Source organism: Flavisolibacter tropicus (assembly GCF_001644645.1).
Classification (GTDB): domain Bacteria; phylum Bacteroidota; class Bacteroidia; order Chitinophagales; family Chitinophagaceae; genus Flavisolibacter; species Flavisolibacter tropicus.
On sequence record NZ_CP011390.1, the window covers coordinates 5,666,888 to 5,691,040 of the forward strand.

General features: G+C 41.2%; 23 protein-coding genes. 15 read left to right on the plus strand and 8 right to left on the minus strand.

The annotated features are described in order from the left end of the window. Positions 1-6: 6 nt before the first annotated feature. Positions 7-462 (plus strand): lipocalin family protein, encoded by a 456-nt coding sequence (locus tag SY85_RS24060; RefSeq protein ID WP_066408701.1) that lies wholly within the window; start codon positions 7-9, stop codon positions 460-462. 125 nt (positions 463-587) lie between these two features. Next, the gene (locus tag SY85_RS24065) at positions 588-1,358 is read left to right on the plus strand and encodes a prolipoprotein diacylglyceryl transferase (RefSeq protein ID WP_066408704.1); all 771 of its coding nucleotides are present in this window, start codon (positions 588-590) and stop codon (positions 1,356-1,358) included. A gap of 550 nt (positions 1,359-1,908) precedes the next feature. Here SY85_RS24065 and SY85_RS24070 read toward each other — a convergent pair. Both SY85_RS24070 and SY85_RS24075 read right to left on the minus strand, forming a co-directional pair. Continuing rightward, positions 1,909-3,474 carry an OmpP1/FadL family transporter gene (locus SY85_RS24070; RefSeq protein WP_066408706.1) on the minus strand — a complete coding sequence of 522 codons (1,566 nt, stop codon included), beginning with the start codon at positions 3,472-3,474 and terminating at the stop codon, positions 1,909-1,911. A 97-nt stretch (positions 3,475-3,571) separates the two neighbouring features. Further along, the gene (locus SY85_RS24075) at positions 3,572-4,288 is read right to left on the minus strand and encodes a hypothetical protein (protein WP_066408708.1); all 717 of its coding nucleotides are present in this window, start codon (positions 4,286-4,288) and stop codon (positions 3,572-3,574) included. A 273-nt stretch (positions 4,289-4,561) separates the two neighbouring features. Between SY85_RS24075 and SY85_RS26265 the strand changes: the two genes are divergently transcribed. From SY85_RS26265 to SY85_RS24085, 3 genes are all read left to right on the plus strand, one after another. Then, a complete protein-coding gene (locus SY85_RS26265; RefSeq protein WP_335583197.1) occupies positions 4,562-5,383 on the plus strand; it encodes an aminoacyl--tRNA ligase-related protein in 822 nt (273 codons plus the stop codon). Then, complete coding sequence (locus tag SY85_RS26270; protein WP_335583198.1) at positions 5,362-6,039, plus strand: proline--tRNA ligase anticodon binding domain-containing protein; 678 nt, start codon at positions 5,362-5,364, stop codon at positions 6,037-6,039. Before SY85_RS26265 ends, SY85_RS26270 begins: the two co-directional genes overlap by 22 nt. Before the next feature lie 82 nt (positions 6,040-6,121). After that, positions 6,122-6,577, plus strand: coding sequence for a DUF5362 family protein (locus SY85_RS24085; RefSeq protein ID WP_148661283.1), 456 nt, complete (start codon positions 6,122-6,124; stop codon positions 6,575-6,577). A 45-nt stretch (positions 6,578-6,622) separates the two neighbouring features. Here the strand turns inward: SY85_RS24085 and SY85_RS24090 are convergent, their stop codons facing one another. Further along, a complete protein-coding gene (locus tag SY85_RS24090) occupies positions 6,623-7,420 on the minus strand; it encodes an RDD family protein (RefSeq protein ID WP_066408711.1) in 798 nt (265 codons plus the stop codon). Positions 7,421-7,511: 91 nt separating this feature from the next. Between SY85_RS24090 and SY85_RS24095 the strand changes: the two genes are divergently transcribed. From SY85_RS24095 to truB, 6 genes are read left to right on the plus strand one after another with little or no spacing between them, the layout of a single operon-like run. Continuing rightward, positions 7,512-8,495: a stage II sporulation protein M gene (locus tag SY85_RS24095; RefSeq protein ID WP_066408713.1), complete on the plus strand. Its 984-nt coding sequence runs from the start codon at positions 7,512-7,514 to the stop codon at positions 8,493-8,495. Beyond that, positions 8,488-9,300 carry a hypothetical protein gene (locus SY85_RS24100; protein ID WP_066408718.1) on the plus strand — a complete coding sequence of 271 codons (813 nt, stop codon included), beginning with the start codon at positions 8,488-8,490 and terminating at the stop codon, positions 9,298-9,300. The genes SY85_RS24095 and SY85_RS24100 overlap by 8 nt, the downstream gene beginning before the upstream one ends. Then, complete coding sequence (locus SY85_RS24105; RefSeq protein WP_066408726.1) at positions 9,297-10,508, plus strand: DUF4350 domain-containing protein; 1,212 nt, start codon at positions 9,297-9,299, stop codon at positions 10,506-10,508. The genes SY85_RS24100 and SY85_RS24105 overlap by 4 nt, the downstream gene beginning before the upstream one ends. Before the next feature lies 1 nt (position 10,509). After that, positions 10,510-11,487 carry an AAA family ATPase gene (locus tag SY85_RS24110; protein WP_066408729.1) on the plus strand — a complete coding sequence of 326 codons (978 nt, stop codon included), beginning with the start codon at positions 10,510-10,512 and terminating at the stop codon, positions 11,485-11,487. A gap of 10 nt (positions 11,488-11,497) precedes the next feature. Then, positions 11,498-12,823 (plus strand): DUF58 domain-containing protein, encoded by a 1,326-nt coding sequence (locus SY85_RS24115; RefSeq protein ID WP_099459458.1) that lies wholly within the window; start codon positions 11,498-11,500, stop codon positions 12,821-12,823. A gap of 26 nt (positions 12,824-12,849) precedes the next feature. After that, entirely contained in the window at positions 12,850-13,545 is a 696-nt protein-coding gene (truB, locus tag SY85_RS24120; RefSeq protein WP_066408733.1) for a tRNA pseudouridine(55) synthase TruB, read from the plus strand. Here the strand turns inward: truB and SY85_RS24125 are convergent. Then, positions 13,529-15,895 (minus strand): BamA/TamA family outer membrane protein, encoded by a 2,367-nt coding sequence (locus SY85_RS24125; RefSeq protein ID WP_082886677.1) that lies wholly within the window; start codon positions 15,893-15,895, stop codon positions 13,529-13,531. The genes truB and SY85_RS24125 overlap by 17 nt on opposite strands. Before the next feature lie 17 nt (positions 15,896-15,912). Between SY85_RS24125 and SY85_RS24130 the strand changes: the two genes are divergently transcribed. Continuing rightward, positions 15,913-16,644 carry a TrmH family RNA methyltransferase gene (locus SY85_RS24130; protein ID WP_066408737.1) on the plus strand — a complete coding sequence of 244 codons (732 nt, stop codon included), beginning with the start codon at positions 15,913-15,915 and terminating at the stop codon, positions 16,642-16,644. A gap of 68 nt (positions 16,645-16,712) precedes the next feature. On the opposite strand, the gene SY85_RS24135 is transcribed toward SY85_RS24130, so the two are convergent. Continuing rightward, positions 16,713-17,948, minus strand: a complete 1,236-nt coding sequence (locus tag SY85_RS24135; protein WP_066408738.1) for an ABC transporter permease — start codon at positions 17,946-17,948, stop codon at positions 16,713-16,715. 160 nt (positions 17,949-18,108) lie between these two features. Here SY85_RS24135 and SY85_RS24140 point away from each other — a divergent pair, with 160 nt between their 5' ends. Together SY85_RS24140 and SY85_RS24145 are read left to right on the plus strand one after the other, a co-directional pair. After that, the gene (locus tag SY85_RS24140) at positions 18,109-19,437 is read left to right on the plus strand and encodes a type IX secretion system plug protein (protein ID WP_082886678.1); all 1,329 of its coding nucleotides are present in this window, start codon (positions 18,109-18,111) and stop codon (positions 19,435-19,437) included. 352 nt (positions 19,438-19,789) lie between these two features. After that, complete coding sequence (locus tag SY85_RS24145) at positions 19,790-20,896, plus strand: MBL fold metallo-hydrolase (RefSeq protein ID WP_066408741.1); 1,107 nt, start codon at positions 19,790-19,792, stop codon at positions 20,894-20,896. A gap of 600 nt (positions 20,897-21,496) precedes the next feature. Here the strand turns inward: SY85_RS24145 and SY85_RS24150 are convergent. The 3 genes from SY85_RS24150 to SY85_RS25755 form a co-directional block, all read right to left on the minus strand. Then, on the minus strand, positions 21,497-22,213 hold the full coding sequence (locus tag SY85_RS24150) for a pyridoxine 5'-phosphate synthase (RefSeq protein WP_066408745.1): 717 nt from the start codon (positions 22,211-22,213) through the stop codon (positions 21,497-21,499). A 26-nt stretch (positions 22,214-22,239) separates the two neighbouring features. Then, the gene (locus tag SY85_RS26015) at positions 22,240-23,034 is read right to left on the minus strand and encodes a DUF2452 domain-containing protein (RefSeq protein ID WP_226998947.1); all 795 of its coding nucleotides are present in this window, start codon (positions 23,032-23,034) and stop codon (positions 22,240-22,242) included. A gap of 291 nt (positions 23,035-23,325) precedes the next feature. Then, the gene (locus SY85_RS25755) at positions 23,326-23,472 is read right to left on the minus strand and encodes a hypothetical protein (RefSeq protein WP_158513030.1); all 147 of its coding nucleotides are present in this window, start codon (positions 23,470-23,472) and stop codon (positions 23,326-23,328) included. A gap of 217 nt (positions 23,473-23,689) precedes the next feature. On the opposite strand from SY85_RS25755, the gene SY85_RS24160 reads away from it, so the two are divergent. After that, positions 23,690-24,151, plus strand: a complete 462-nt coding sequence (locus SY85_RS24160) for a DUF4268 domain-containing protein (RefSeq protein WP_066408748.1) — start codon at positions 23,690-23,692, stop codon at positions 24,149-24,151. Positions 24,152-24,153: the final 2 nt, after the last annotated feature.

The window sequence follows — 24,153 nt, forward strand, 5'->3', positions numbered from 1 at the left end:
GTTCGTATGAAACGTATGCTCTTAACCCTTACGACCTTTTGCCTTCTATTCCTCACTAATTGTAGTAAAGACGATAGCAACGATAGCAATACAAACCAGCCGCCTGCATTAACCAAGGAATCATTAGCTGGTAATTATAAATTAACAGGGCTATTTGTAAAGTTAAATGCAATTCCTACAGAGCAAGAAGTGACAAATAACCTGGAAGCCTGCGAAAGGGATGATATTTATAATTTAAAAACAGATTTTTCCTACACTTATACAGATGCGGGAACGAAGTGTACACCTCCAGGAGATGCTACCGGTACGTGGGGGTTGCCTGGAAATAATAAAATTGATTTGGATGGGTCAAGGTTTGATGTAGTGAAATGGGATGGAAAAGAGCTGCAAATTAGTCAGCAGGGAACAGACCCTACTACAGGTCAACAGGGGACTTTACGGGTAGTGTTTACAAAGCAATAGATTGAAATTAGAAAGGAGCTCAAAGGAGCTCCTTTCTAATAAATGTGCGGCGGAATACTTTACAGATATTTTTATGTATTCAGAAGCCTGTTGTTTTAGTATTTTAGGCCCTAATTCAAGACGCTATGAAACCAGTATTATTTGAATGGAACGGATTGGCGGTCCACTCGTATGGACTAATGATTGCCTTGGGGGTAATACTGGGTGCCTGGTATTTAGAAAAGCAGGGGCAAAAGGAAATAGGCATGACCTCTAACCAGGTAACGCAATTGATCGTTCTTTTGTTTGCAGCTGCCTTTATTGGCGGAAAGCTGTTTCTCCTCTTTGAGCGCGATCACTTCAAGATCGGCGATTTCTTTTCCGGTAGTGGATTTGTCTTTTATGGCTCCTTTATATTGGCTGTGCCGACCATGCTCTGGTTTTTTAAAAAGCACCGATTTCCTGTTTTTCGCACGCTGGATATAATGGCGGTTACTACCTGCATTGTTCACGCTTTCGGTCGGGTGGGTTGCTTTATGGCGGGTTGTTGTTATGGCAAACCAACTGGAACGAATTGGGGCGTTGCCTTTACAGATCCGGCCAGTAGTGCCGAGCCGTTACATATCTTATTACACCCGGTACAACTGTATGAAGCAAGTTATATATTACTGGTAGGCGTGTTTCTATTAGTGATTCGCCAATACTTTAGAAGGTTCTACGGACAATTGTTTTTGACATACCTGCTGCTGTATGCTATTGGAAGATCTGTTTTAGAGACCTATCGCGGTGACTATGTACGTGGGTATGTGTTTGGGCATGTTTCTAATGCCCAGTTTACGGCTATTTGTATCACCGTTTTTACGACGGTCTTATTTACATGGTTGTATCGATCTGGAAGGTTAGTTCGTATAAAGTAAAATGGCTAAACCGGGATTTGGGGAGATTAAGGTATGGAAGGAGAATTAGCTAATTAGCTGATGTGAAGATTAGCTAATGGAGTTGACAGGTTTACAAGTTAAAAAGTTGACAAGGAAGGAGGAATAATGAATGATGAGTGAAGAGTGATGAGGGTTTTGTATCTTTAGAACTCTTCTTTTCAGAGTAATACTAACTCTTCTTATTACACTTTTCTATACTATTTCTTATGGTTTACTGAGATGATAAGGTAGCCTGATACGAGCCAAGATACGGGTGAGGTAGGGCCGAGATACGGGTGAGATACGGGTGAGATACGGAGTTAAGTAGGCTGCCATACGGAGTAACCTAGTCTTCCATACGGAGTAACCATGAAGGGACAGAGGCGTAGCCATGAAGGAACTATGGAGTAGCAGGCTAGGTAGATAGGAGGACGAGGCATGTTTACAACTCCGAAAAGTAATTTGGTTAGGACGGCTTATTATCATCTTGTATAGTCATAAAAAAAGGCGCTTTAAGCGCCTTTTCCCGTTTATAAATAAGCCTTGGTTGTTAGAATTTAAAACCTACCGTTAGCAGCACATTGCCTGCAGTATTTTTAACCTGGGCGCCTTCGTAGGATGCATATTGTAATCGGTAAGGGAAGTTAACATCTTTATTGAGACTGTGAACATAGGTTAGATCAATAAAATAACCCTTATCGCGATAGCCAAGGCCGCCACTCAGGTTCAGCTTATGGCCATTTTCGCCTTGATTATCTTTATAAGGGTTGCCATAATAAGCTGCACCGGCGCGGAACATAAGGGTGGTAAACTTCAATTCTCCACCCACTTTAAAGTTGAAAGCTCCTTTATAGGCTTTATCAATGGCCTGGTTCAAGGTTTTCAGGTATGATCCATCTGAAGAGCCGCCGCCTTCTTCTGAATTATCTGTTTTATAGGATGAAGCTTTATAGTTTACATACTCCACATCAGCCGTTAAAAAACCACGTTGTTTGGTTACATCTTCAATCTCACGAAGTACATAAGACACACTACCCATTACGCGGTAAGGGGTAATCAACAAATATTTGTATTCTGCCGGGGCATTATAGGTATAATCAAGTGAATAATCGGTATACACTACATTGTCGCTACGTTCCACATCGGCTGTAACATAGGATTGATATTTATCGGTAAGGCTGTAAATAGTAGGTGTGTGAAAAGCCAAACCTACCCGCCAGTATTCAGCTGGCTTGTAAATCAACCCCAACTTAGCATTAATACCAGCGCCTTTTGTTGTTGACTGCTCATTAATAATGGCATAGTTAAAATGGTTATTTGGATTCTCCGTAGCATCTGCTTCCGTAAAATTGGACGTCTTGTCGTAGTTTAAGAAGGGGATACCAATAGAGCCACCCAGCATCAACTTGTCGTTAAAGTTAGCAGCCAGACCTAGGGCAAACTCATAAATGCCACCGCGCGTACGGAGTGTTTGCTCTTGCAATAAGCCTGTACTTACAATATTGGCTGCTCTACTTTGAAACTGGTAGTTGTTTGCCGAGCCACCAGCAACGGTGTCTAACAAGTAGGCATTGAAAGCCAATGCTCCATTAAAAGGCGTTTGGTTATAGTAATCGGCTAATTGATTAGCGTCTTTGATATTGTTATTCTGGATGGTTTCTAAGTATTGCTGTGTATAGGATGATTTGGTATTTAACCCTCTATAAAGGAGGTCGCTGTTAAACTTGCCCATTGTATTAAAAGCAATACTAAAGGCGGTATTACGAACTTTTTTGTTTGGGTTACCGCTTGATCCAGCTACAAAGCCAGTCGTTCCCATGACAAAGTTGTTGTACTTGTCACTTTCTTCTCTGCCCAGGTAAGTGCTTTTGTTTTTGCCAAATCCATAGCCAGGGGAGAGGACAAAGTCTCCAGTTTTATAAAAAGCTAAACCAGCGGGGTTTACAAAAGTGGCAGAAAGATCCCCGCCCAATGATGTCATGGCGCCACCAACTGCTTGTTGACGGGCTGTGCCGCTGGGAACGAGCCAGGAAAAGCGTAAGGCATCGGCAGGCTCTTGTGCCGAAACAGTATATGCTGATGCGATCAGTAAACAGGCAAGCAATTTTCTTTTCATAAATACGATTTTGCTAGGTAGCAATGAGTTTGAAACAGGGAACAATGGAATCGTTGTTTTCATCCTACGTTTCTATTGCAATAAGTAATTACAATAACTAAAACTTCCTGGTAGGAGCATTACTACTGGTTTTAGTACCGCTGCTAGAAGATCCAGACGAAGATGAGGAAGACGATGAACTACTACTTGAGCTCGAGGCTTTTGTTGGCGGGTTACTCCAGCCTCGTTGGGTAGAGCTATTATCTGTTCCAAATATGCGTCTTAAATCACTACCTGCATTTCTGGATGGAGTTGTAGTGCCGCGATTTCCATAGTCGTCGTAAGCGCTTGTTTTTGCGTTTGGTATTTTGGAGTTGTATGTATTATTATTTACCGGGTTATCAAATACGTGCAGGTTATACGTACGTGGGCGGCTGTAAACAGGCGCTTTTGGATTAGCAATGTAAACGCAAGAACCGTAAGGATTATAGTAGTAATTCCAGTAATTGCGGTAGTCGGAGTAATTAGTATAATATGGGCTGTAATAATTATAACGGTCATAGCGGTATGCATACGGGTCGCGATAGTAGTCGTCTAGGTAAGACCAGCGGCTTCGGTTGCGAACCATATAACGTAAGTACCGATCATTTTCATAGTTATAGTAGTCGTCATTGCTACGGTAGCGGCTATCATCTTTCTCTTCTACACTTACATATTCCGCTTGAGGACGGGCGGGAGAGTAATAAACATCATCGGGTGTTTGTCCTGACTTGTAAGCAGCTGTACAACTGCCCAACAAAAGAATTGAAGACAACAGGGGTAAAAATGATTTCATAGTAGATGTTTTAATCGGTTGAGAGGGATGTGTTACTTTTGCTCGCACGAAAGCAATGCCATCGCCTAGTAAAATTCTGCAATTCGCTGTTAAACAATTGATAAAGATTAGTCATAGATTAATAGATGTAAGGCAGAAATCAAAGCATTTTGGATTGTGTCCAAATCTTTAATTTAAAAGAATGACGCTAAAGTGTCATTCGCGGTTGTAAGTGATGATGAATTACTTTCGGCTTTCATAAACACAAACAAAAACGTAGAATTAATAAATAAGATGAGTAAAGCAATTACAACAAGACAAGAAGATTATGCGCAGTGGTATAATGATTTGATCTTAAGAGGCGGTCTGGCTGATTATTCAGCTGTACGTGGCTGTATGGTGATCAAGCCGTATGGCTTTGCTCTATGGGAAAATATGCGCGATGAATTGGACCGCATGTTCAAAGAAACAGGTCATCAGAATGCCTATTTCCCCTTATTTGTACCAAAAAGTTTGTTTGAAGCCGAAGAAAAGAATGCGGAAGGCTTTGCAAAAGAGTGCGCTGTTGTAACACACTATCGCTTAAAGACTGACCCAAATAATAAAGGCAAATTGATTGTAGATCCGGAGGCAAAGCTGGAAGAAGAACTGGTGGTTCGTCCTACCAGTGAAGCCATTATCTGGAACACTTATAAAGACTGGATCCAGTCTTACCGTGATCTGCCCATCCTGGTAAACCAATGGGCAAACGTAGTACGTTGGGAAATGCGTACACGTTTATTCTTACGTACGGCTGAATTTCTGTGGCAGGAAGGTCATACTGCGCACGCTACAGCAGAAGAAGCCATTGAGGAGACTACGAAAATGCTGGATGTTTATGCCCACTTTGTGGAAGAATACATGGCGGTGCCTGTAATAAAGGGTGTGAAATCTCCAGCAGAACGTTTCGCAGGCGCTGAAGATACCTATTGCATTGAAGCCTTAATGCAGGATGGTAAGGCGCTGCAGGCAGGTACATCGCACTTCCTGGGACAAAACTTTGCTAAGGCCTTTGAGGTAAAATACCTGACCAAAGAAAATAAGCAAGAATATGTTTGGGCTACCAGCTGGGGGTAAGTACCCGCTTAATTGGGGCATTGGTAATGGCACACAGTGACGATCAGGGATTGGTATTGCCGCCTCGCATTGCTCCATTACAGGTAGTGATTGTTCCTATTTATAAAGGAGACGAGCAACGCGCCGAATTAGGCGAAAAGGCTAATGAGTTAATTAGCCAGTTAAAAGCTATGGGCATCCGCGTGAAGTATGATGATAATGATAATACACGTCCAGGTTGGAAGTTTGCTGAATATGAACTGAAAGGGGTACCTGTACGCATTACACTTGGTGCAAGAGATATCCAGAATGGTGTGGTTGAAGTTGCCCGTAGGGATACTAAAGAGAAAAACAATGTGTCTTTTGAGAACCTGGCACAGCATATACAGGGCTTGTTAGAAGAGATCCAACAAAATCTGTTCAACCGGGCCAAATCCTTCCGCGACGAACATACCACTTCTGTAGATACCTGGGAGGAGTTTGTAAAAGTATTGGATGAAAAAACTGGGTTTGTTGCTGCCCATTGGGATGGAACCGAAGAAACAGAAGCGGCTATTAAAGAGAAAACTAAGGCAACCATACGTTGCATTCCTTTAAATAACCCGCAAGAGCAAGGCAAGTGTATTCTTACGGGAAAGCCTTCTTCTCAAAGGGTATTATTTGCCAGGGCTTATTAAGCTTTGTGGAAAAGAGTTTAAATTAAAATTTGCGCAGCTTTGGCTGCGCATTTATTTTTATAAACATCAACAATTCAATATTATGGAATACGACCAAACTACGGCTTTATTTAATTTAAACGTTGACACGGTAACAAAGGCGCATCTTTCCGAAACGGCAAAGTGGGCCAGATTTCTTTCTGTTGTAGGTTTTGTATTATTAGGCTTATTTCTTTTAGGAGGGATAGCTGTTTCGCTTTATTCTGAACGCCCCTTAAATAATTATGGTGGTAATGCTGCATTCAGCGCTTATGGTGTAGGAATGTCTTTTATTCTCTTGTTTACTGGTGTGATCTGGTTTTTTCCACTTTTGTTTCTATACCGTTTTGCATCACGTATGAAAACAGCTTTAAATGGGAATGATCAAAATGCACTCAATACATCTTTCCAAAATCTAAAGATTTGCTTTAGATATGTGGGGATTATTACAATCATCATTTTAGCACTATATGCATTACTCTTGGTATTTGCAATAGTTGGTGTGGCGGCATTCTCATAACAGAATCAAGATTAATTAAAAAAGCCCCGCATTTACGGGGCTTTTTTAATTAGCAGATAGATAGTTGTAATCTTTCATGAGCACTTCCAGGAAATCAAAAGCGGACATATGGCTTTCAATCTTTAAATGGTTCTTGATCTTATCAGCAGCCCGCTCTGCCATGTCATAATCATTTTGTTTTCTGGAGGCATCTAAAATGCCTTTTAATGCATTAATATCCCGGTCGCTCAATTGCATGACTTGCGGAAAGGACGGGGTATAGTTATCATTAATATGCAAAAAAATAGTGTCTTGTATATCGGCTTTTTCTTTACTGAGGATCAATAAGGTATGAGCTAATATATCGCCCAAACGCTGATTCTTTTTAGAAGCATTAACCAATATGATATCAACAATCAGCAAGCAAAAAGCTGCTGCTACTTCCCACATGAAACTGGTGCTACCGCCAAAGCCTGTAGGGGCATTAATCACAATAACAAGCACCATAATATCTGATGTTCGTATAAACCAGCGAATTATATACTGACTAATGCTGGGCTTACTGCCATTTTCGCTGATCACACGTAAACCCATAAGGCGTTTGCCTACACTTTGCCCCTTCATTAATATCTCGCTAATAAGATGATAGGCGAGAATTGGCAAAATCAGTACTGTTTTAAGTACCGAAAAGGCTTCATAGTAGCGAAAACCCCAATCGAATGAGTCAAGTATTTTAGAAACAATGTAGATGTAAAAGAACATGACAATAACATCCAATACCCACGCAAAGAGTCGTCGGTGAAATGGAGCCGCTGTAAACTCCAGGTCTATGTTGAAGTTGGTTGCAATGCGTATTGTAGACATATATGTTCTGCAGATCTAGTAATTATAAAAATAACTCTTGTAGAGTAACCAACCTTAAAAATTACTATTTTCATTTCTCAAGCTTATAAGAGTGCGTGAAGGTTTATTTATAAAAAAGCATAAAGATCGTTGGGAGCGTGTTGAACATGGCTCAGTAACTGATCCTGACCAATTGGCTAAGGACTTTACACAATTGGTGGATGATCTGGCTTATGCTAAGACCTTTTACCCAACCAGTAGAGTTACGCATTATATAAATGCATTGGCATCACGCATTTATTTGGGTATTTACCAAAACCGAAAAGAGCGCTCTAACCGCCTGGTGCATTTTTTCAAATATGATGTGCCTTACACGGTAGGTAAACATCATTCCGTTATGCTTTTTTCCTTGAGCATCTTTATCCTCTTTGCATCAGTTGGGTTCTTTTCTTCATTGCATGATGATACGTTTGTTCGTCAAGTGTTAGGTGATAGTTACGTAGATATGACCTTGCAAAATATTGAAGAGGGCAATCCCTTTAATGTATATGCTGATAGTAACCCTTTCTTCATGTTCATACGTATCATGATCAACAACATCATGGTATCGTTCTTTTATTTTTTCAAAGGAATCCTGTTTGGTGTACCCAGTATTGTGTCATTGGCTAAGGAATCCATGCGCATAGGAGCTTTTGAGCACATGTTCTATACCAAAGGGTTGGGAGGACAAGCTGTGGTAACTGTTTTACTGCATGGTTTGTTGGAGTTGACAGCAATAATTATTACTTGTGGTGCTGGTGTTGTAATGGGCAAAAGCTTTTTGTTTGCTGGTACACAAAAGCGTATTGATTCACTAAGGCAAGGCGCTAAAGATGGGGTTAAGATCGTTGTAGGTTTGATGCCCGTTTTTATGGTAGCGGCCTTTATTGAAGGATTCATTACCCGCTATTATAAAATGCCATTGTTTATGAGTTTGTCAATATTGCTGGTGTGTGGCTTGTTTATCATTTGGTACTTTGTATTGTATCCTATAAAATTAGTTCAACAGTCAGCAGCCGAAACTTTAGTTGCAGATAGAAAAACCATTCATGCTTAAGTTAACGACATATCTCTTTATATCGCTTTATACACTAGGTGGCCTGCAGGCGCAGGACATTGCTACGGATACGGCTTATGCAGCACCCTCTGGTGACACGGTGGGTTCCATAAAGGAGATTTTGGAAGAAGGTGATGATGAAAAGTCATCAGACCAAAGTCAAAAGACATTCAATTTTGATCCTATTTTCCCAATGGACAAAGAAGCTGTTGTTGCCAGGAAGGTCGATGATAGTACCGTGAATAAAATGCGGAATGACGATAATTTCTGGTATGTCAATCTAGCTCCAAAACGAGAAGAACCAAAGCTTCAGCAAGAATCGGCCTTAGAGAAACTGGCTAAACAGAAATGGTTTCGCAATCTTCTTTGGGTTTTAATAGTTGGTGGCTTTGTAGCAGTTTTGATATGGTTCATTGTTTCCAGTGATATTCAATTATTCAAAAAACAATCTGTTGCTATTATAAATGAAGAGGAAGATGATCTTATTAATCAAAGCATCTTTGACATTTCTTATGACCATGAGATACAAAAAGCGATTAACAGTCAAAACTTTCGACTGGCTATCCGGTTGTTGTATTTACAAACATTAAAACGATTGGCTGAAGAAAACATTATACAATATAAACAGGAGCGTACAAATAATGATTATGTAATGCAGTTGTATAATACAGGTTATTATAAAGATTTCTTCCAGCTTACGCGTCATTTTGAATACACCTGGTACGGTCAGTTTGCAGTAGCTCAAACCAGTTTTGATGTCATCAAGTCTGATTTTTATAGTTTTAAACAACGCTTCTTATCGTGAAAAAAGCATTTCCATATATACTAGGTGTGGTGCTTTTTATAGCATTAGGAGGCCTATTGTTGATCACTGCGGCTAATCGACCACGTAAAATGAATGAGCGGATCACGCTAAAAGAGGTTGATAAGATTCCTTATGGTTTTTATGCGGCCCGCCATATGATCCATTCGCTATTCCCAAATGCAGAAGTATTTGTTGATAAACGAACACCAGGTTATTGGGACTCCGTATCGGCATATAAGTCTAACCAGGCTGTATTTATTACCGGAATGCGCATGAATGCAGATGAAAGCGAGTTAAAAGAATTGTTGGATTTTGCCCGTAAGGGAAATTATGTCTTTATCATTACTCAGGATATTTCTTATAGTGCAGCACAGTTTTTTCATACAGGCGACCTGGTAAGCGATGACGGTTATTTTACTGGCGAAAGCGATAGCTTGCAAGTGCAGTTACGCCAGCCACGATTTGAGAACACGAAGCCCTATGTTTATCCGGGACGTCGCTTTGCCTCTTATTTTGAAGATGTAGACACAACCAAAGTAGCTGTGCTAGGTACTAACAAAAACAATAAAGCCAATTTTGTTCAGTACAAAGCAGGCAATGGCGCTATTTTCATTCATACAGCACCCATGGCATTTAGTAATTACTTTATTCTCCATAAGAAGAACATCAGCTATTTTGAAAATGCCGTTTCCGTTATTCCGTCTACAGTAACTAAAGTTTTGTGGAATGAGTATTATCTGTATAAAAAGGCTGATCAGCAGGATAATGAGCCTAATTGGCTGAGTGTTTTAATGAAGTATGAAGCGTTTCGATGGGCTCTTTGGACCGCAATTATTACATTGTTGCTGTATGTGTTAATGGAAATGCGTCGTAAACAGCGTGTAATCCCTGCATTACAGCAACCCAAAAATGAATCACTGGATTTTGTAAGAACCATTGGGCAGCTTTACTACGACCGGAAAGATCATGCTGATCTTGCGCGTAAAATGAGCACCTACTTTCTGGATTACGTTCGCAACCAGTATAAAGTATCTACCAATTCGCTGGATGATAGTTTTATTCAAACTTTGCATGCTAAAACGGGTTATCCTGTTCATGAGATAAAGAGCATTATTGATTTCATTGGTCTGGTTGAAACCAACGCGATCAGTGAACATCAATTGAATCAGTTTTATAACCAATTAGAATCATTTTATCAAAATACCTGAGATGGAAACACAATTGTTTGAACAACGTACGGACCTGTCTGCATTGAGTGAAGCTGTAATGGCGGTTCGGCAGCAGATTAAAAAGGTGATTGTTGGGCAAGATGAGTTGGTTCGTTTAGTCATCACAGCCATATTAGCTGATGGCCATGTTTTGTTAGAGGGAGTGCCAGGTGTGGCCAAAACATTATCAGCGAAACTGACGGCTCGTAGTTTGGATGTCAACTTCTCTCGTATCCAGTTTACACCTGATCTAATGCCATCTGATGTATTAGGTACGCCAGTATTCAATCCTAAAGAAGGCACATTTGATTTTAAGCGTGGTCCCATTTTCAGTAATGTGGTTTTAATAGATGAGATCAACCGGGCTCCGGCAAAAACCCAATCAGCCCTGTTTGAAGTGATGGAAGAACGACAGATCACTATCGACGGGAAAACGTATCCCATGCAGCCACCGTTTATGGTGATTGCCACGCAAAACCCAATTGAACAAGAAGGAACTTACCGCTTGCCGGAGGCGCAACTAGACCGTTTTTTGTTTAAGATCCTGGTTCCATATCCTACTGAAGGAGAAGAATTGGAAATACTGCAACAATTCAACCAAATGGGCAATACCAATGTGATTGCAGCTATTGAACCTGTGTTAAAAAGAGATCAAATAGCTACTATCCGTCAACAGGTAAAAACATTGATAATAGATGAAAAGCTATTACAGTTCATTGCCAAACTGATTCATCATACACGTAACCATAAGTCCATCTACTTGGGCGCTTCTCCACGAGCTTCATTAGCAATTATGAATGCGTCTAAAGCTATGGCTGCTATTAATGGTCGCGACTTTGTTACACCTGATGATATTTTGGAGGTGGCAGTGCCTGTACTTCGTCATCGTATTATTTTATCTCCTGATAAAGAGATGGAAGGCGTTTCCGAAGATGCAGTTATTAAACAAATCATCAATTCTTTAGATATACCACGTTAAGACAGTGCCTGTGCTTCAATCTTATTATTTCAGACCGCTAGTATATTACGTTGGCTTTGGAGCTGCCGCAATATTTATTTTAAGCTACTTCTTACCGGTGCTTTTCCCGTTGGGAGTGGCTGGTTTGATTTGTTTGAGCATAGCTATTTTAGTTGATAGCTTTTTGTTATATGGGAAGAAGCAAGGATTATTAGCCGCTCGCCATTTACAGGAACGTTTTAGTAATGGCGATGAAAATAAAGTCCAAATTCATTTAGAGAATAACTATGGCTTTTCTCTTCGTTGTCGTGTTATTGATGAATTACCTTTTCAATTGCAAGAGCGCTCCTGGGAACGATATGTTGAAGTGAATAGGGATGCGACCCAGGATGTTTTATACAGTGTCACTCCTAATGAGAGAGGGGAGTATCATTTTGGCGATATACAAGTTTTTGTATCGAGTCCATTAGGTATAATTTGTCGTAAATATTCTTTTCCCAGCGGAACAACTGTAAAAGTATACCCTTCGTTTTTTCAGATGCGTCGCTATCAATTGTTGTCGGCCGCCAATCGCTTACAAGAAGCTGGTGTAAAGCGTACTCGTAGGTTGGGCCACAGCCTTGAGTTTGAGCAAATAAAGGAGTATGTACGTGGCGACGATTACCGTACTATTAATTGGAAGGCTACAGCAAGGCGTGACGGCTTGATGGTAAACAATTTTACAGACGAGCGCAGTCAGCAGATCTATTGTGTAATAAACAAAGGGCGTATTATGAAGATGCCTTTTGAAGGGCTGACTTTATTGGATTATGCTATCAATGCTTCATTGGTACTTTCCAATGTGGCTCTTATGCGTCAGGACAAGGCCGGTTTGATCACCTATGCCGAAAAGCTTGACACGTTTTTGCCGGCAGATAAAAAGGCCTCGCAGCTAAACCTGATATTGGAGTCTTTATATAAGCAAACCACCAACTTCTTGGAGCCTGATCTGGAAAAGCTCTTTGCTGCCATTCGCAACCGCATCACTCAACGGAGCTTACTAGTGCTGTTTACTAATTATGAGTCAATGGAAAGCCTGCATAGGGATCTGCCTTCGCTAAAGCGGATCGCGCACTACCATTTGCTGCTCATTGTATTTTTTGAGAATACTGAGTTACAGCAGCTTATAACCAGTGAGGCAAATAATACTGAAGATATTTACATCAAGACCATTGCCGAAAAATATAACCATGAAAAAAGGCTTATGGTAAAGGAACTTCAGATGAATGGTATTTCTGCAGTGTTAACACAACCTCAAAATCTCACGATTAACGCTATAAATAAGTACCTGGAGCTAAAAAACAGGCAGTCTATCTAAGTCATTGCGTTACTTTTGCGCCGCTTATGCATACTCCTGAACACAATCCATTTGCCGAGGGTAAAGTCTTATTAATAGACAAGCCGCTTTACTGGACCTCTTTTGATGCCGTACGCAAAGTGCGCTACCTGGTGAAAACCAAGAAAGTGGGGCATGCCGGTACGTTGGACCCGTTGGCTTCTGGCCTATTGATCATTTGCACAGGCAAGTTTACCAAGAAGATCAATGAGTACATGGCACAGGAGAAGGAGTACACAGGGACAATAACATTAGGAGCAATTACTCCAACCTACGATTTGGAAAGTGAGCCTCAGGATCTCAAGCCAGTTGACCATCTTACAACTGCTCAAATAGAGGACGCGACTAAGCCTTTTATCGGGCAGATACAACAAGTGCCACCCATTCACTCTGCTATTAAGAAAGATGGCAAGCGGGTTTATGAGCTGGCGAGAAGAGGAGAGGACGTGAAATTAGAACCTCGTGCTATTACCATATCGGCTTTTGATATCACAAAAATAGACGGGCCAATCATCCACTTTAGAGTGGTATGTTCTACTGGCACCTACATCCGTAGCTTGGCCAATGACTTTGGCGCCCAATTAGGTTGCGGTGGCTATTTAAGCAGCTTGCGCAGAACGCGTATTGGAAACTTTAGTGTAGAGGATGCACATTCTATTGAAGCCTTTGAACAGGAAATAAGGGCAACTAGAACGGATAAGTAACACCTAGCTGGAATTGGCCACTTTCTTGTCCCTTACCAAAGCCCCAGTTGGTAAACCACTGATTATTGGTTTCTTGCGATGGGTCTTTTGCTTTAAACGCATAATCAAGACGGATCAGAAAATAATTCAAATCTACACGTAATCCGGTACCCACGCCAACAGCCAGATCCCGGCCTAGCTTATCTAACTTAAACTGACCGGCCTGGTCCTCTTTAACGTTTTCAAAATCAGAATTGTTACGCAAATACCAAATGTTGCCAACATCCGTAAATAAAGCACCGTTAATCTGTATTCCTCTGTAGTTGGCTATATAAAAACGGTATTCTCCATTTAATTCCAATTGCATATCGGCAAATCGGTAAGGTGCTACTGTGTCGGCTGTTGAGAGTTTTGATGAACCCGGCCCTAACTTACGGAGTTGCCAGGCTCGCATACTATTGGCACCGCCTGCAAAGTAAGCTTTGAAGAAAGGCAGGTATTTTTTTACGGTATCTAACTCATAGCCAACACCTCCAAAAAAGCGAAATACCAACGCTGATCGACGAATGCTATAAGTGCGTCTTACGTCCACATCAAGCTTTATAAAACGATAAAGATTAGAATCTAAAAAGTCTGATTTGATGAAGCCCGCTAAAAGACCCGATGCTTCAAGGCCAATACGTTTATAGTCTGTAATACTGTAATTGCCACGGCCTTTTTCAAGTATTTTGCTTTTAGTTTGGGCCAGACTAGCAATGGATGAAATGATAAACCCGTCGTTATAGATGTAGCGGTAGGACTGATTCTTTTTAATCAAGTCTGTTAACCCTGGACCTTCTACTACTTTTGTAAATTCCACATTGGGAATACGGATCGTAAGAAATTTATTATTCCAATTCGCTTCATACCCCCAGGAGGCGTTTATACTTTTGACATCAGCAAAATCAACTCTTTTAAGATAATTGCCAAACAAGACCAATGAGGTTCTTGCATTTTCTCTTATGGCATAGGGTAGTTGTTGAATGCGAGGAATAGCACGTGGAAAGTTGATAACATGTCCAAGTGCAAATTGCAATGTTGGCTCTTTTTTAAAGTCGCTGCCAAAACGAAATGTCGTATTGGCCTGGTTGGCGCTGCGAGCAAAGTTCCGGTTCTGCAGGTTTAAGTTCAAGCCAAAAAGATTCCCCTGTGAAATCAGGTTACCACGGTTATTGCTGCCTTCAATACTGTAATCAATTGCATATTTAGCAGCAGGCGTAAGTCTCACAACAAAATCTACGGTATCAGTTGTGCCCCTGGGTATTTGATCAATGGTCACCAATCGCCACGCACCAACACGGTTAAAGCGGTTAATGGTGCGCAGGTAATTGCTTTGGCTGTATACATCACCTCTTCTCAAATAGAGATTTTCTGTAACAGGGCGGTCTTTAAACTGGTCATAATAACTAACAATGGTAGCCCTTCTACGGTGACGTATGATTGGCTCGTATTTAGCGGTGTCCTTGTTTAAGTCGGGGTAGATGGTAACGTTACCAACATGATACTTGACAAGGTGCATGGTGTCTTTACTGGCACGGAGACGAAATGTAACATCGGCTGTTGGATTCAAGCGGCGTTGTCGTAAAGCTTCTAATTGTTGCGCCTGCTCAAATGGATCCAGTGTAGGGCGTAAGAATGCTTGGCCTACTGTATCCCATACTACTAAGATCTCTTCCTGTGAAAAACGCAGGTAACCATTGTTGCGATAATAATCTGTCAATCGGTCCCGCTCAGCCGATAATAAAGACTTCGAAAATGGGCCGCCTTTTTTTAAATACGATTGCGCTAACGATTGGCGGGTTAAATTTTCAAGGTGGTCTTCTGAGAAATTATTTGCGATCGAGTCTTGCCCGATTGTATACCCAATAGAATCCAGGGTAAACAGTTTACCTGGAGTTACACGAAAGTTGACATGTGTTCTGTACTGATCTCCAATACTATCAATTTTTACCTCATAGCGACTGGTGTCGCGGTAATAGCCCTCGGCATTCAATAGCGCCTTCATGTAGGTTAACGATTTATCAGCGTTCAAACTATCATAAACCGGAGGTTTTTTTAATACATTGTAAAACAGGCGTGGACCCTTATCCCAACCTACCAGCTTTTCAATTGTTCGCACCTGAATGCTATCATCCAGTTGTTTTTCTAATTTGTTTACCAGGTTCTTTCTTTCTACTGTAGTCAGTGGCGTTTCCAGTTCAATATTGGTTTCGTAAACAAAGGGTTTACGTACCGGATAATCCTTAACAACGGAGCAAGAAACAAATAGAACCAGTAGCACAGCTAACCAAGTAGTATTTTTGAAGCGGTAAAACGGAGATAAGTCATTCATATAATACGTGCCGTGCTATGCTCAATAAAAAGGTGGTCAAAGATATTCAAAGTTTAAACCTGAAAAAACACAGGGTTGAAACAGGGTTATTTATAGCAGAAGGCCCCAAAGTGGTGCGCGAACTGCTGCAATTAATACCCGAACAGTTTCAACGTATCTACGCTACAGATACTTGGCAAAAAGAGCGAAAAGACTGGACTCCTGTGCCGGTTGAGACGGTTACTGAGGATGAATTACAAAAAATTTCACAATTACAAACTGCCAACCAGGTACTGGCTGTATTAAAACAACTACCGGTGGAGAAGCCTGTTATAGAGAATGAATGGGCATTATACCTGGATACTATTCAAGACCCCGGGAACTTTGGAACCATTATCCGCATTGCCGATTGGTTTGGAATAAAGCAAATTATTTGCAGTAAAGGATGTGCAGACCTATATAATTCCAAAGTCATTCAATCAACAATGGCCAGCATAGCAAGGGTAAAGGTTTGGTACGATGAAGAAGAAAACTGGTTAAGCCAGCAATGGTTGCCTGTTTTAGCGGCTACGCTAGGCGGCCAATCTATTTTTGAACAAGAGACCATTACTGCAGGTATACTCTTAATCGGTAATGAATCTAAAGGCGTTCGTCCTGACTTTATTCAAAAAGCTACGCATCAGATCACGATCCCTCGTATCGGTGAGGCGGAGTCGCTAAATGCAGCGGTGGCTACTGGTATTATTTTATCGCATTTAGTGAAGGGGTAATCAATTAAGTGTAATGTCTGGTATTGGCTAACCAATTTCAAACCTCAAACTTCAAATCCATAATTTATTTAACTAAATCGAATAGCTTTAATTGGCTGTACGCGTTTTACAATCAGAGATGGTATTAGTAGCACGATTAAGGAAATAAGTAAAGTACCTGCCACTACCATCAACACTTGTGTGGGTTCAATGCGTACTGCGGCAGTTTCCATATAGTACTCTGCTTCTTTCAATCGGACAAAGCCTGTTTTTTGCTGCAACCATAACACGCTCAAGCTAAACACTGTACCTACAGCGATGCCGGTAAGGGTAATGAGTGCTGAATGGTGTAGAAAGATCTTCTGAATAGTCCAATCGGTAGCACCAGTAGCTTTTAGTATACCGATCATGTGTATTCGCTCCAGTACCAAAATGATCAGGCAGGTAATGAAATTGATCACCACAATTACGATCACAATAGCAATAAGGATTTGACCATTATAGCTAACAATATTCAACCAGTCAAAAATATTCGGATGTATTTCTTTGGCTGTTTTGGTTTCCCAAAGCAGTGGAAACTTGGGGGTGTCATAGATAGTATTACTAACCCGATCCATTTGATTGTAATCTTTCAGAAATACCTCATACCCGCCAATTTCATTATCCTTCCAGCTGTTTAACCGGCGAATCAGTTTGATATCACCAAGCGCAAAGGTCTTATCGTATTCTTCAATTCCCGTTTTATAGATACCTACAATCGTTAGTTTATCTGGACGTAAAGTGCCATCAGGACGTACAAAATAGAGTAAGATGCGATCATCAAGCTTTAAACCTAGTTGTTTGGCCGTGTACATAGAGATTACTATTTCACGACTATAAGTACTATCGTTAAAACGCACCCATCTACCTTCTATCTTGAAGCCTGACAAATGTTGAAATCCTGCCGAGTCTTGTAGCCCCTTAAGTAACACCCCTTCCATTTCACCCGACGTCTTTAAAATGGCATACTTCGTAGCAAAGGGATTTATGCTGGTTACCTGTTTATTTTGCTTAACGACTTGTACCAGCCTGGGATCGGCTTCAATGGGCAATTCCTCTGCAATGTTCGCCTTCATGGGTTGGCGATATTGAATTCGTATATGTCCCCAAAACGAAAACACTTTTTCACTCACCACATCCCGAAAACCATTGACAAAGGACAATGTAATGATCATAGCTGCTACACTGATAGTAGTAGCGGCAATGGACAAACGGATAATAAACCGCGAAAAGGAACGCTGCTGGTTAAAGGCTATACGGCGGGCTATGAAAGAAGATATATTCACTACGCTGCTTACGTTAATTAAAATGAGTTTAAATGCAAAGAATTCACTCTTTAACGTATCAAAAATAAGACGAGCCCATAAATTGCTGTACTTTCATTTATAATAAACCCAACGACACTTCGTTTAGTCTATATCTCCCTTACAGGTCAATATTACAAATATGGAAGATAATTTTACCCGTGTAACCATCTTCAAGACGCTTTTGATTGGCTTTCTGTGCTTTTGTATTCTAAATATCAAGGTTACTGCTACTCCTGCAATCGACCCTGAAACAGGAGTTTCTCCTGCGTACGTAGGTGTAATTAAGTCGATAAAGCTTAATAAGCCGGGAGATCAATCTTCGTTTCCTGTGCTGTTGCTTAATAGTGCAGATGTATTAGAACTGCATTTCGATGACCTGGAGGGCGGGGTAAAAAACTATTATTACACGTATCAACTTTGTAATGTAGACTGGACACCAAGTGTTTTAACTACGTTCGATTTTATCAGGGGGTTTCAAAATGTGCGTATAAACACTTATCGTAACTCTTCTATTGCTACTACACGTTATACACACTACCAGGCTCAAGTGCCCGACCGCAATTCATTTCCTACGCGTTCTGGCAACTATTTGCTAAAGGTTTTTATCAATAATGACACTTCAAAGCTGGCCTTTATCCGCCGCTTTGTAGTGGTAGACAACAAGACCAAAGTGAGTGCGCAACTGCAGCAGCCCTTCGGTGCACAGATTAGTCGTACACATCAGAAACTGCAAATTGGCGTAACTACGGATAATCGCATACAAGCATTCAGCCCGCAAGACCTGAAAATAGTAGTGTTGCAAAACCGTAACTGGAGAACCTCGCTTTTTATTGACAGGCCTACCATAACCAGGGGTAATTATTACGAGTATAGCGATGAAGGTATAACGGCAATGCCGGCAGGAAAGGAGTGGCGTTGGATTGATGTACGGAGCTTACGGTTGCAAAGCGATCGTATGGAACGTATCAATACCCGGCCCGATACTACGCAGGTCTATGTGAAACCAGAATCGTCCCGCAACGGACAGGTATATGTATACTACCGCGATCTGAATGGAAATTATACGCTTGAAACATTAGAGGGCGTCAATCCTTTTTGGCAGGGTGATTATGGTAATGTGCATTTCTCTTTTATGCCAGCAGGTGGTCGACCGTTAGAAGGAAAGGATGTATATGTTTTTGGAGAACTGAGTAATTATGCCAGTAATGGGGAAGGGAAGATGCAGTTCAATGAAGAGACTAAGCGGTACGAAACCACACTTTTCTTAAAACAAGGGTATTACAACTATTCTTATATTACAGTCCCCACAAATGATACAAAGGCTTATCCCGATTACAGCCAGACAGAAGGCAACGATTGGACCACTGAGAATAACTATGTAGTATTAGTCTATTATCGCCCTTTTGGTGCACGTGCTGATGAACTGATAGGGTTTGCTACTATTAATTCAATTTTTCAATTGAATTAAGAAACGTATTGCAGTAAAGGCAATACGTCCCTTTCCTATTATTTTGAAGCAACTGAGCGTTTCCTATTCCTATTATCTGCTGAAGTTTTTGCCAGATAGCTACTAAAGAGAGGGGTATAATCTGCCCCAGTCATATAGCAGGGCGTCGAAGGCAGAAAGTCGATAAAGGGCAAAGTAAACTAGCTTATAGGAAAGTTGCCTATAAAATGCAGTAATCTAGTTGCCAACTAATACAATTTCAATTTAAAAGCCGCATTACACTTTGTAAAAGACTGAATTTCAGTCCTTGTACCCCAACTGATGGTATATTATTTGTGCCCGCATGATTAATTCTTCACTTAAACAAAGAACTATGAATAGGGCTATTATTGATAAGCGCGAGGTGAGTGCATCACAGGAGAGAAGTATTGCCAACAACATCTGGCTCGTAGCGCCGGGTGTGTGGCGGATGAAGGAAATCTTTGTAAATCTATATCTTATACAAAATAGAGATGGAACGGACTGGGTATTGGTAGACACGGGATTAAAGAACACCGCATCCAAGATTAAACAGATGGCTACTGAATTATTTGGATCCCGGGGAAGTAAGCCAAAGGCAATTATAATGACTCATGGACACTTTGATCATAGAGGTTCGTTATTAGAACTGGCCAATTATTGGGGCGTACCTATCTACTGTCATCACATGGAGCGGCCTTACCTGACAGATAAAGCTTCTTACCCACCACCAGACCCTTCAGTAGGGGGAGGCTTGATGGCCCTAATGTCCTTTGCCTACCCGCGTAAACCTATTAATGTAGGAACCTATTTACGTGAGCTGCCAGAAGATGGTAGTATAGCAGAGCTGGACGATTGGCGCTGGATCCATACACCGGGCCATACACCTGGTCATATCAGCCTGTTTCGTGAAAAAGATGGAGTACTGATAGCGGGCGATGCGTTTGTAACTACCATGCAGGAGTCGGCATTAGCTGTTATAACACAAAAGAAATATGTATGTGGCCCACCTAAATACTTTACTCCTGATTGGGGAGCCGCAGCCCGCTCAGTGCGAGCTCTGGCAGCCTTAGAACCCAATGTAGTAGCCACCGGACATGGGCGTGCTATGTATAATGATGAGGCACGCAAGGAGCTGCATAAGCTCACAAGGGAGTTTTGGAAATGGGGTATACCAGCAACAGGCCGTTATGTAAAAGAGGCTGCTACGTTTGATGATAATGGTATCCCTACCCATATTCCTCCACACAGAGGTACAATGATTAAAAAGGTAGCTATAGCTGCGGCCTTGTTAACCATCGGTTACCTCTTATTGAGGCAGCGTAGAAATTTGAAAGGAATTAATAAACAAGTAACAGGAAAATTAGGTAAAGCGTTAGTTACAGGCTCTTTAGCCACGCTAGGGGCTACAGCACCTGCGTCGCCAGCTTTGCCATCGGTGCCATTGATACCGGCAATTTAGATGTCGTGAAAGGTGAGTGGTGATTGAGGGAAATCGTGAAACGCTAAACGTGAGACGTTAATGCGGCCAGCGCCCGCCCCTTAAGGGGAGAAGGCCTACACAAAAGACCAAACGCTCTTACATAATAAAAGCGCTCCCTATGTGGAGTGCTTTTTTATGGCAAGCCAGATCCTTTACATGATAAACGCCCCTAATATTTCCCCTCAATTCTTCCCTTTTGTCATCCTGCCTTCAGGGTAGCTTCATAGTACATTCATAGTAAAGCCTATGTAAAGCCATAGTAATGTCATAGTAACCTGTAGGTTCACCCGTACTTCACCCGTACCTTACCCGTACCTCACCCGTATCTAGCCCCGTATCTAGCCCCGTATCAGGCTATCTATGCACCGTATCAGGCTATCTACGCACCGTTATAAACTCATAAGAAATAGTATAGAAAAGTATAATAAGAAGGGCTGAAAACACCCTAAAAGAGAAGAGCCTAAAGATACAAAAAGCAGGTGGTTCAACCTTCAGGAGAGCATCACTTGCTAAAAAGGCTGTTTAGCTTGCAGCTTGCAGCGTGAAGCGTGCAGCTTTCCCCCCTTTCACGTCTCACGATCAAGCTAACTGTTCCTTGTATTGTTTGATCGTATTCTCAAAGCCCATATACAATGCGTCGGAGATCAGTGCGTGACCTATGCTTACTTCGTCTAGGTGAGGAATATGTTGTTTTAGATATTTAAGATTATGTAGATCCAGGTCGTGACCGGCATTAATGCCCAAGCCTAGTTCTTTAGCTCGGTTAGCAGCATGTACGTATGGTGCTACCGCAGCTTCTTTATTCAGTAAGAATTGGGTAGCATAACCTTCCGTATATAATTCAATACGATCGGTGCCTGTTTCTGCTGCACCTTCTACCATAGCTACAATTGGATCCACAAAGATGGAAACGCGAATGCCCGCTTTCTTAAATACACCAATGATCTCTTTTAAATAGTCTTTATGTTTAATGGTATCCCAGCCGTGATCGGAAGTGAGTTGGCCTAGCTCGTCGGGTACTAGGGTTACCTGATCAGGCTTAACTTCCAGAACCAGGTCTACAAACTTTTGCTCGCGCGAGTTGCCTTCAATATTGAACTCTGTAGTAATGATCTTTTTTATCTGCCTTACGTCTTCGTAACGGATATGACGCTCATCAGGACGAGGGTGCACCGTTACACCATCGGCACCAAACTTTTGTGCATCTATTGCTGCTTTTACCACATCAGGATTATTGCCACCACGACTATTTCGCAGGGTGGCGAACTTGTTGATATTAACACTCAGCTTTGTCATAATACAAATGTAGTTGATTGGTTGTGTTATAATGGGCGCTCTTTCCACGTATGATCAGCCAGTAATTGTACCGCCGCTACAAACTTCTTGTAGGGCATACCGGCGCCCCACTCGGTGGGCGAGATCAATGATAGGGTATGGGTGTTATCATTCTTTTCATACAAATAATAAACCTGGCCGATCTCTGGTTTGAAAGACAGCTTGGCACTATAGATAAGCTTTGATAGCTCTTTGCGTTGGTGTATTTCCTGTGCCGGCTGTGCCAATAGTTCAATCTGCTTGCGGATCTGCTCTAACTGCATATGGGTTTGCTCCTCCATAGCAGTTAAAGCCTTGTGACGTATGACGCCTTCTTCTGTTGCTTTAACAATGGCACCGGCCGCAGATGCGCCGTAAGGAAGTACGCTCATTTGTTTATGGAATACTTCAGTGTTCGTATAGCCTTCTCCGTTTGAGTGGGTGCCTTGTTGGGTGATTTTTAAAAAGCCATTTGGCAGTATTTCGTGTGTTATGTGAAGAAAAGTTTGGCTGTTCTTGTAAAAGTGCAGCTCCATGTTTACGGTATCAATAAAATGAACTTGCACTTCATGGGCTAACTCAACATTTTCGGAAGGGTGTATTTCACCATCTGCTTCTACCAGATAATCCGAAACAAAACTTTCATTTTCCAGTGTAACCCAGCTCTGATGAATGCGTATGGCCTTTCGATTATCAATAGCCTCAATTTGGTATATGCCACTTTTAGGGCGCGTACCCCATTCGTAATTACCTTTTTCTGGAAATAACTGCCAGCTTCCCAGAAAATTATATGCTTGAACCACAGTTGTTTTAATTAATTCTGAAGTGCAAAAGACATGACTATTTTATTCATGGTCAAACGAAATAATAGAATGTGCAGCTTATACATAATTAATATGAATAAACTTGCATACAAATCATGTCCCTTTTTGTACAATTATTCTGATTATATGGCGTTTCATTGTTTTAATACACCACTAAGAATTGTAAGTGTAGTTACTTTAAAGCAGTTGAGTCTGTTTCATCAGGTGCAGATGTTTCCATAAAAAAGCCTCGCTTTAAGCGAGGCTTTTTTATGTCTTATAGTACTTGAATTAAATCTCCATATAGCTGGATACAGCAATATAAAAGGTGGTTCCTATGAAAAGTAGAAATAATAGAATAATTGTAATAGTTGCCCCTAAATAGAATTCTTCATTAGGTTCGGTCTGGGCGTTTACTTTTTCCAAAACTGACTTCATATTCCTGGGGTTTTATACTAAAGGATGGTATAAAAGCATGCCATTTTTAGTAAAATGGGAATTCTTCCCCTGCTTTGTTATAGTTGAGTAAGAGCCTCCCCATTCCCGATAATAATTCAGCAACGGATGGACAAATTGGGGGATAGCGATAAAAAGCGAATGATCATATACTTGATCTGAGGAGAAAAATCTACCACACTACTTATTTTTGAGGCCTATGTACTCCCGACAGGAAGCTTCGCAATTACGACAGGAGTTTTGGACAGCCTTTGGGCAATATATGCAGCCTATTCTTTCCGCAGAGGGTGGAAAGGTGAATTGGGTTAATTATAAAACTGGAGAAAAGTATATCTATTTTAAGATGCAGGCAGATAAAAAAAAGGCAACTATTGGAATAGAGCTTTCTCATCCAGATCCTGGCGTTCAACAATTATACTTTGAGCAGTTTCAAGAGCTACGCAAATTTTTAGTGATGGAAACAAAAGAGGAGTGGGATTGGTTATTACATACGTATGATGATACGGGTCGCCAGATTAGCCGTATTGAAACAACGCTGTCGTCTGTCAATATTTTTAAACGTGAGGATTGGCCAGCGTTGATCTCGTTTTTCAAACCACGTATTATAGCACTGGATGCTTTTTGGAGTAATGTAAAATACAGTTTTGAAGCTTTGCGATAACA

Excerpts from the sequence above, each read along its gene's own strand:
- SY85_RS24060 (WP_066408701.1), top strand. The coding sequence starts at position 7 with ATGAAACGTATGCTCTTAACCCTTACGACCTTTTGCCTTCTATTCCTC.
- SY85_RS24065 (WP_066408704.1), top strand. The coding sequence starts at position 588 with ATGAAACCAGTATTATTTGAATGGAACGGATTGGCGGTCCACTCGTAT.
- SY85_RS24070 (WP_066408706.1), bottom strand. The coding sequence starts at position 3,474 with ATGAAAAGAAAATTGCTTGCCTGTTTACTGATCGCATCAGCATATACT.
- SY85_RS24075 (WP_066408708.1), bottom strand. The coding sequence starts at position 4,288 with ATGAAATCATTTTTACCCCTGTTGTCTTCAATTCTTTTGTTGGGCAGT.
- SY85_RS26265 (WP_335583197.1), top strand. The coding sequence starts at position 4,562 with ATGAGTAAAGCAATTACAACAAGACAAGAAGATTATGCGCAGTGGTAT.
- SY85_RS24085 (WP_148661283.1), top strand. The coding sequence starts at position 6,122 with ATGGAATACGACCAAACTACGGCTTTATTTAATTTAAACGTTGACACG.
- SY85_RS24090 (WP_066408711.1), bottom strand. The coding sequence starts at position 7,420 with ATGTCTACAATACGCATTGCAACCAACTTCAACATAGACCTGGAGTTT.
- SY85_RS24100 (WP_066408718.1), top strand. The coding sequence starts at position 8,488 with ATGCTTAAGTTAACGACATATCTCTTTATATCGCTTTATACACTAGGT.
- SY85_RS24110 (WP_066408729.1), top strand. The coding sequence starts at position 10,510 with ATGGAAACACAATTGTTTGAACAACGTACGGACCTGTCTGCATTGAGT.
- truB (WP_066408733.1), top strand. The coding sequence starts at position 12,850 with ATGCATACTCCTGAACACAATCCATTTGCCGAGGGTAAAGTCTTATTA.
- SY85_RS24125 (WP_082886677.1), bottom strand. The coding sequence starts at position 15,895 with ATGAATGACTTATCTCCGTTTTACCGCTTCAAAAATACTACTTGGTTA.
- SY85_RS24130 (WP_066408737.1), top strand. The coding sequence starts at position 15,913 with ATGCTCAATAAAAAGGTGGTCAAAGATATTCAAAGTTTAAACCTGAAA.
- SY85_RS24140 (WP_082886678.1), top strand. The coding sequence starts at position 18,109 with ATGGAAGATAATTTTACCCGTGTAACCATCTTCAAGACGCTTTTGATT.
- SY85_RS24145 (WP_066408741.1), top strand. The coding sequence starts at position 19,790 with ATGAATAGGGCTATTATTGATAAGCGCGAGGTGAGTGCATCACAGGAG.
- SY85_RS24150 (WP_066408745.1), bottom strand. The coding sequence starts at position 22,213 with ATGACAAAGCTGAGTGTTAATATCAACAAGTTCGCCACCCTGCGAAAT.
- SY85_RS25755 (WP_158513030.1), bottom strand. The coding sequence starts at position 23,472 with ATGAAGTCAGTTTTGGAAAAAGTAAACGCCCAGACCGAACCTAATGAA.
- SY85_RS24160 (WP_066408748.1), top strand. The coding sequence starts at position 23,690 with ATGTACTCCCGACAGGAAGCTTCGCAATTACGACAGGAGTTTTGGACA.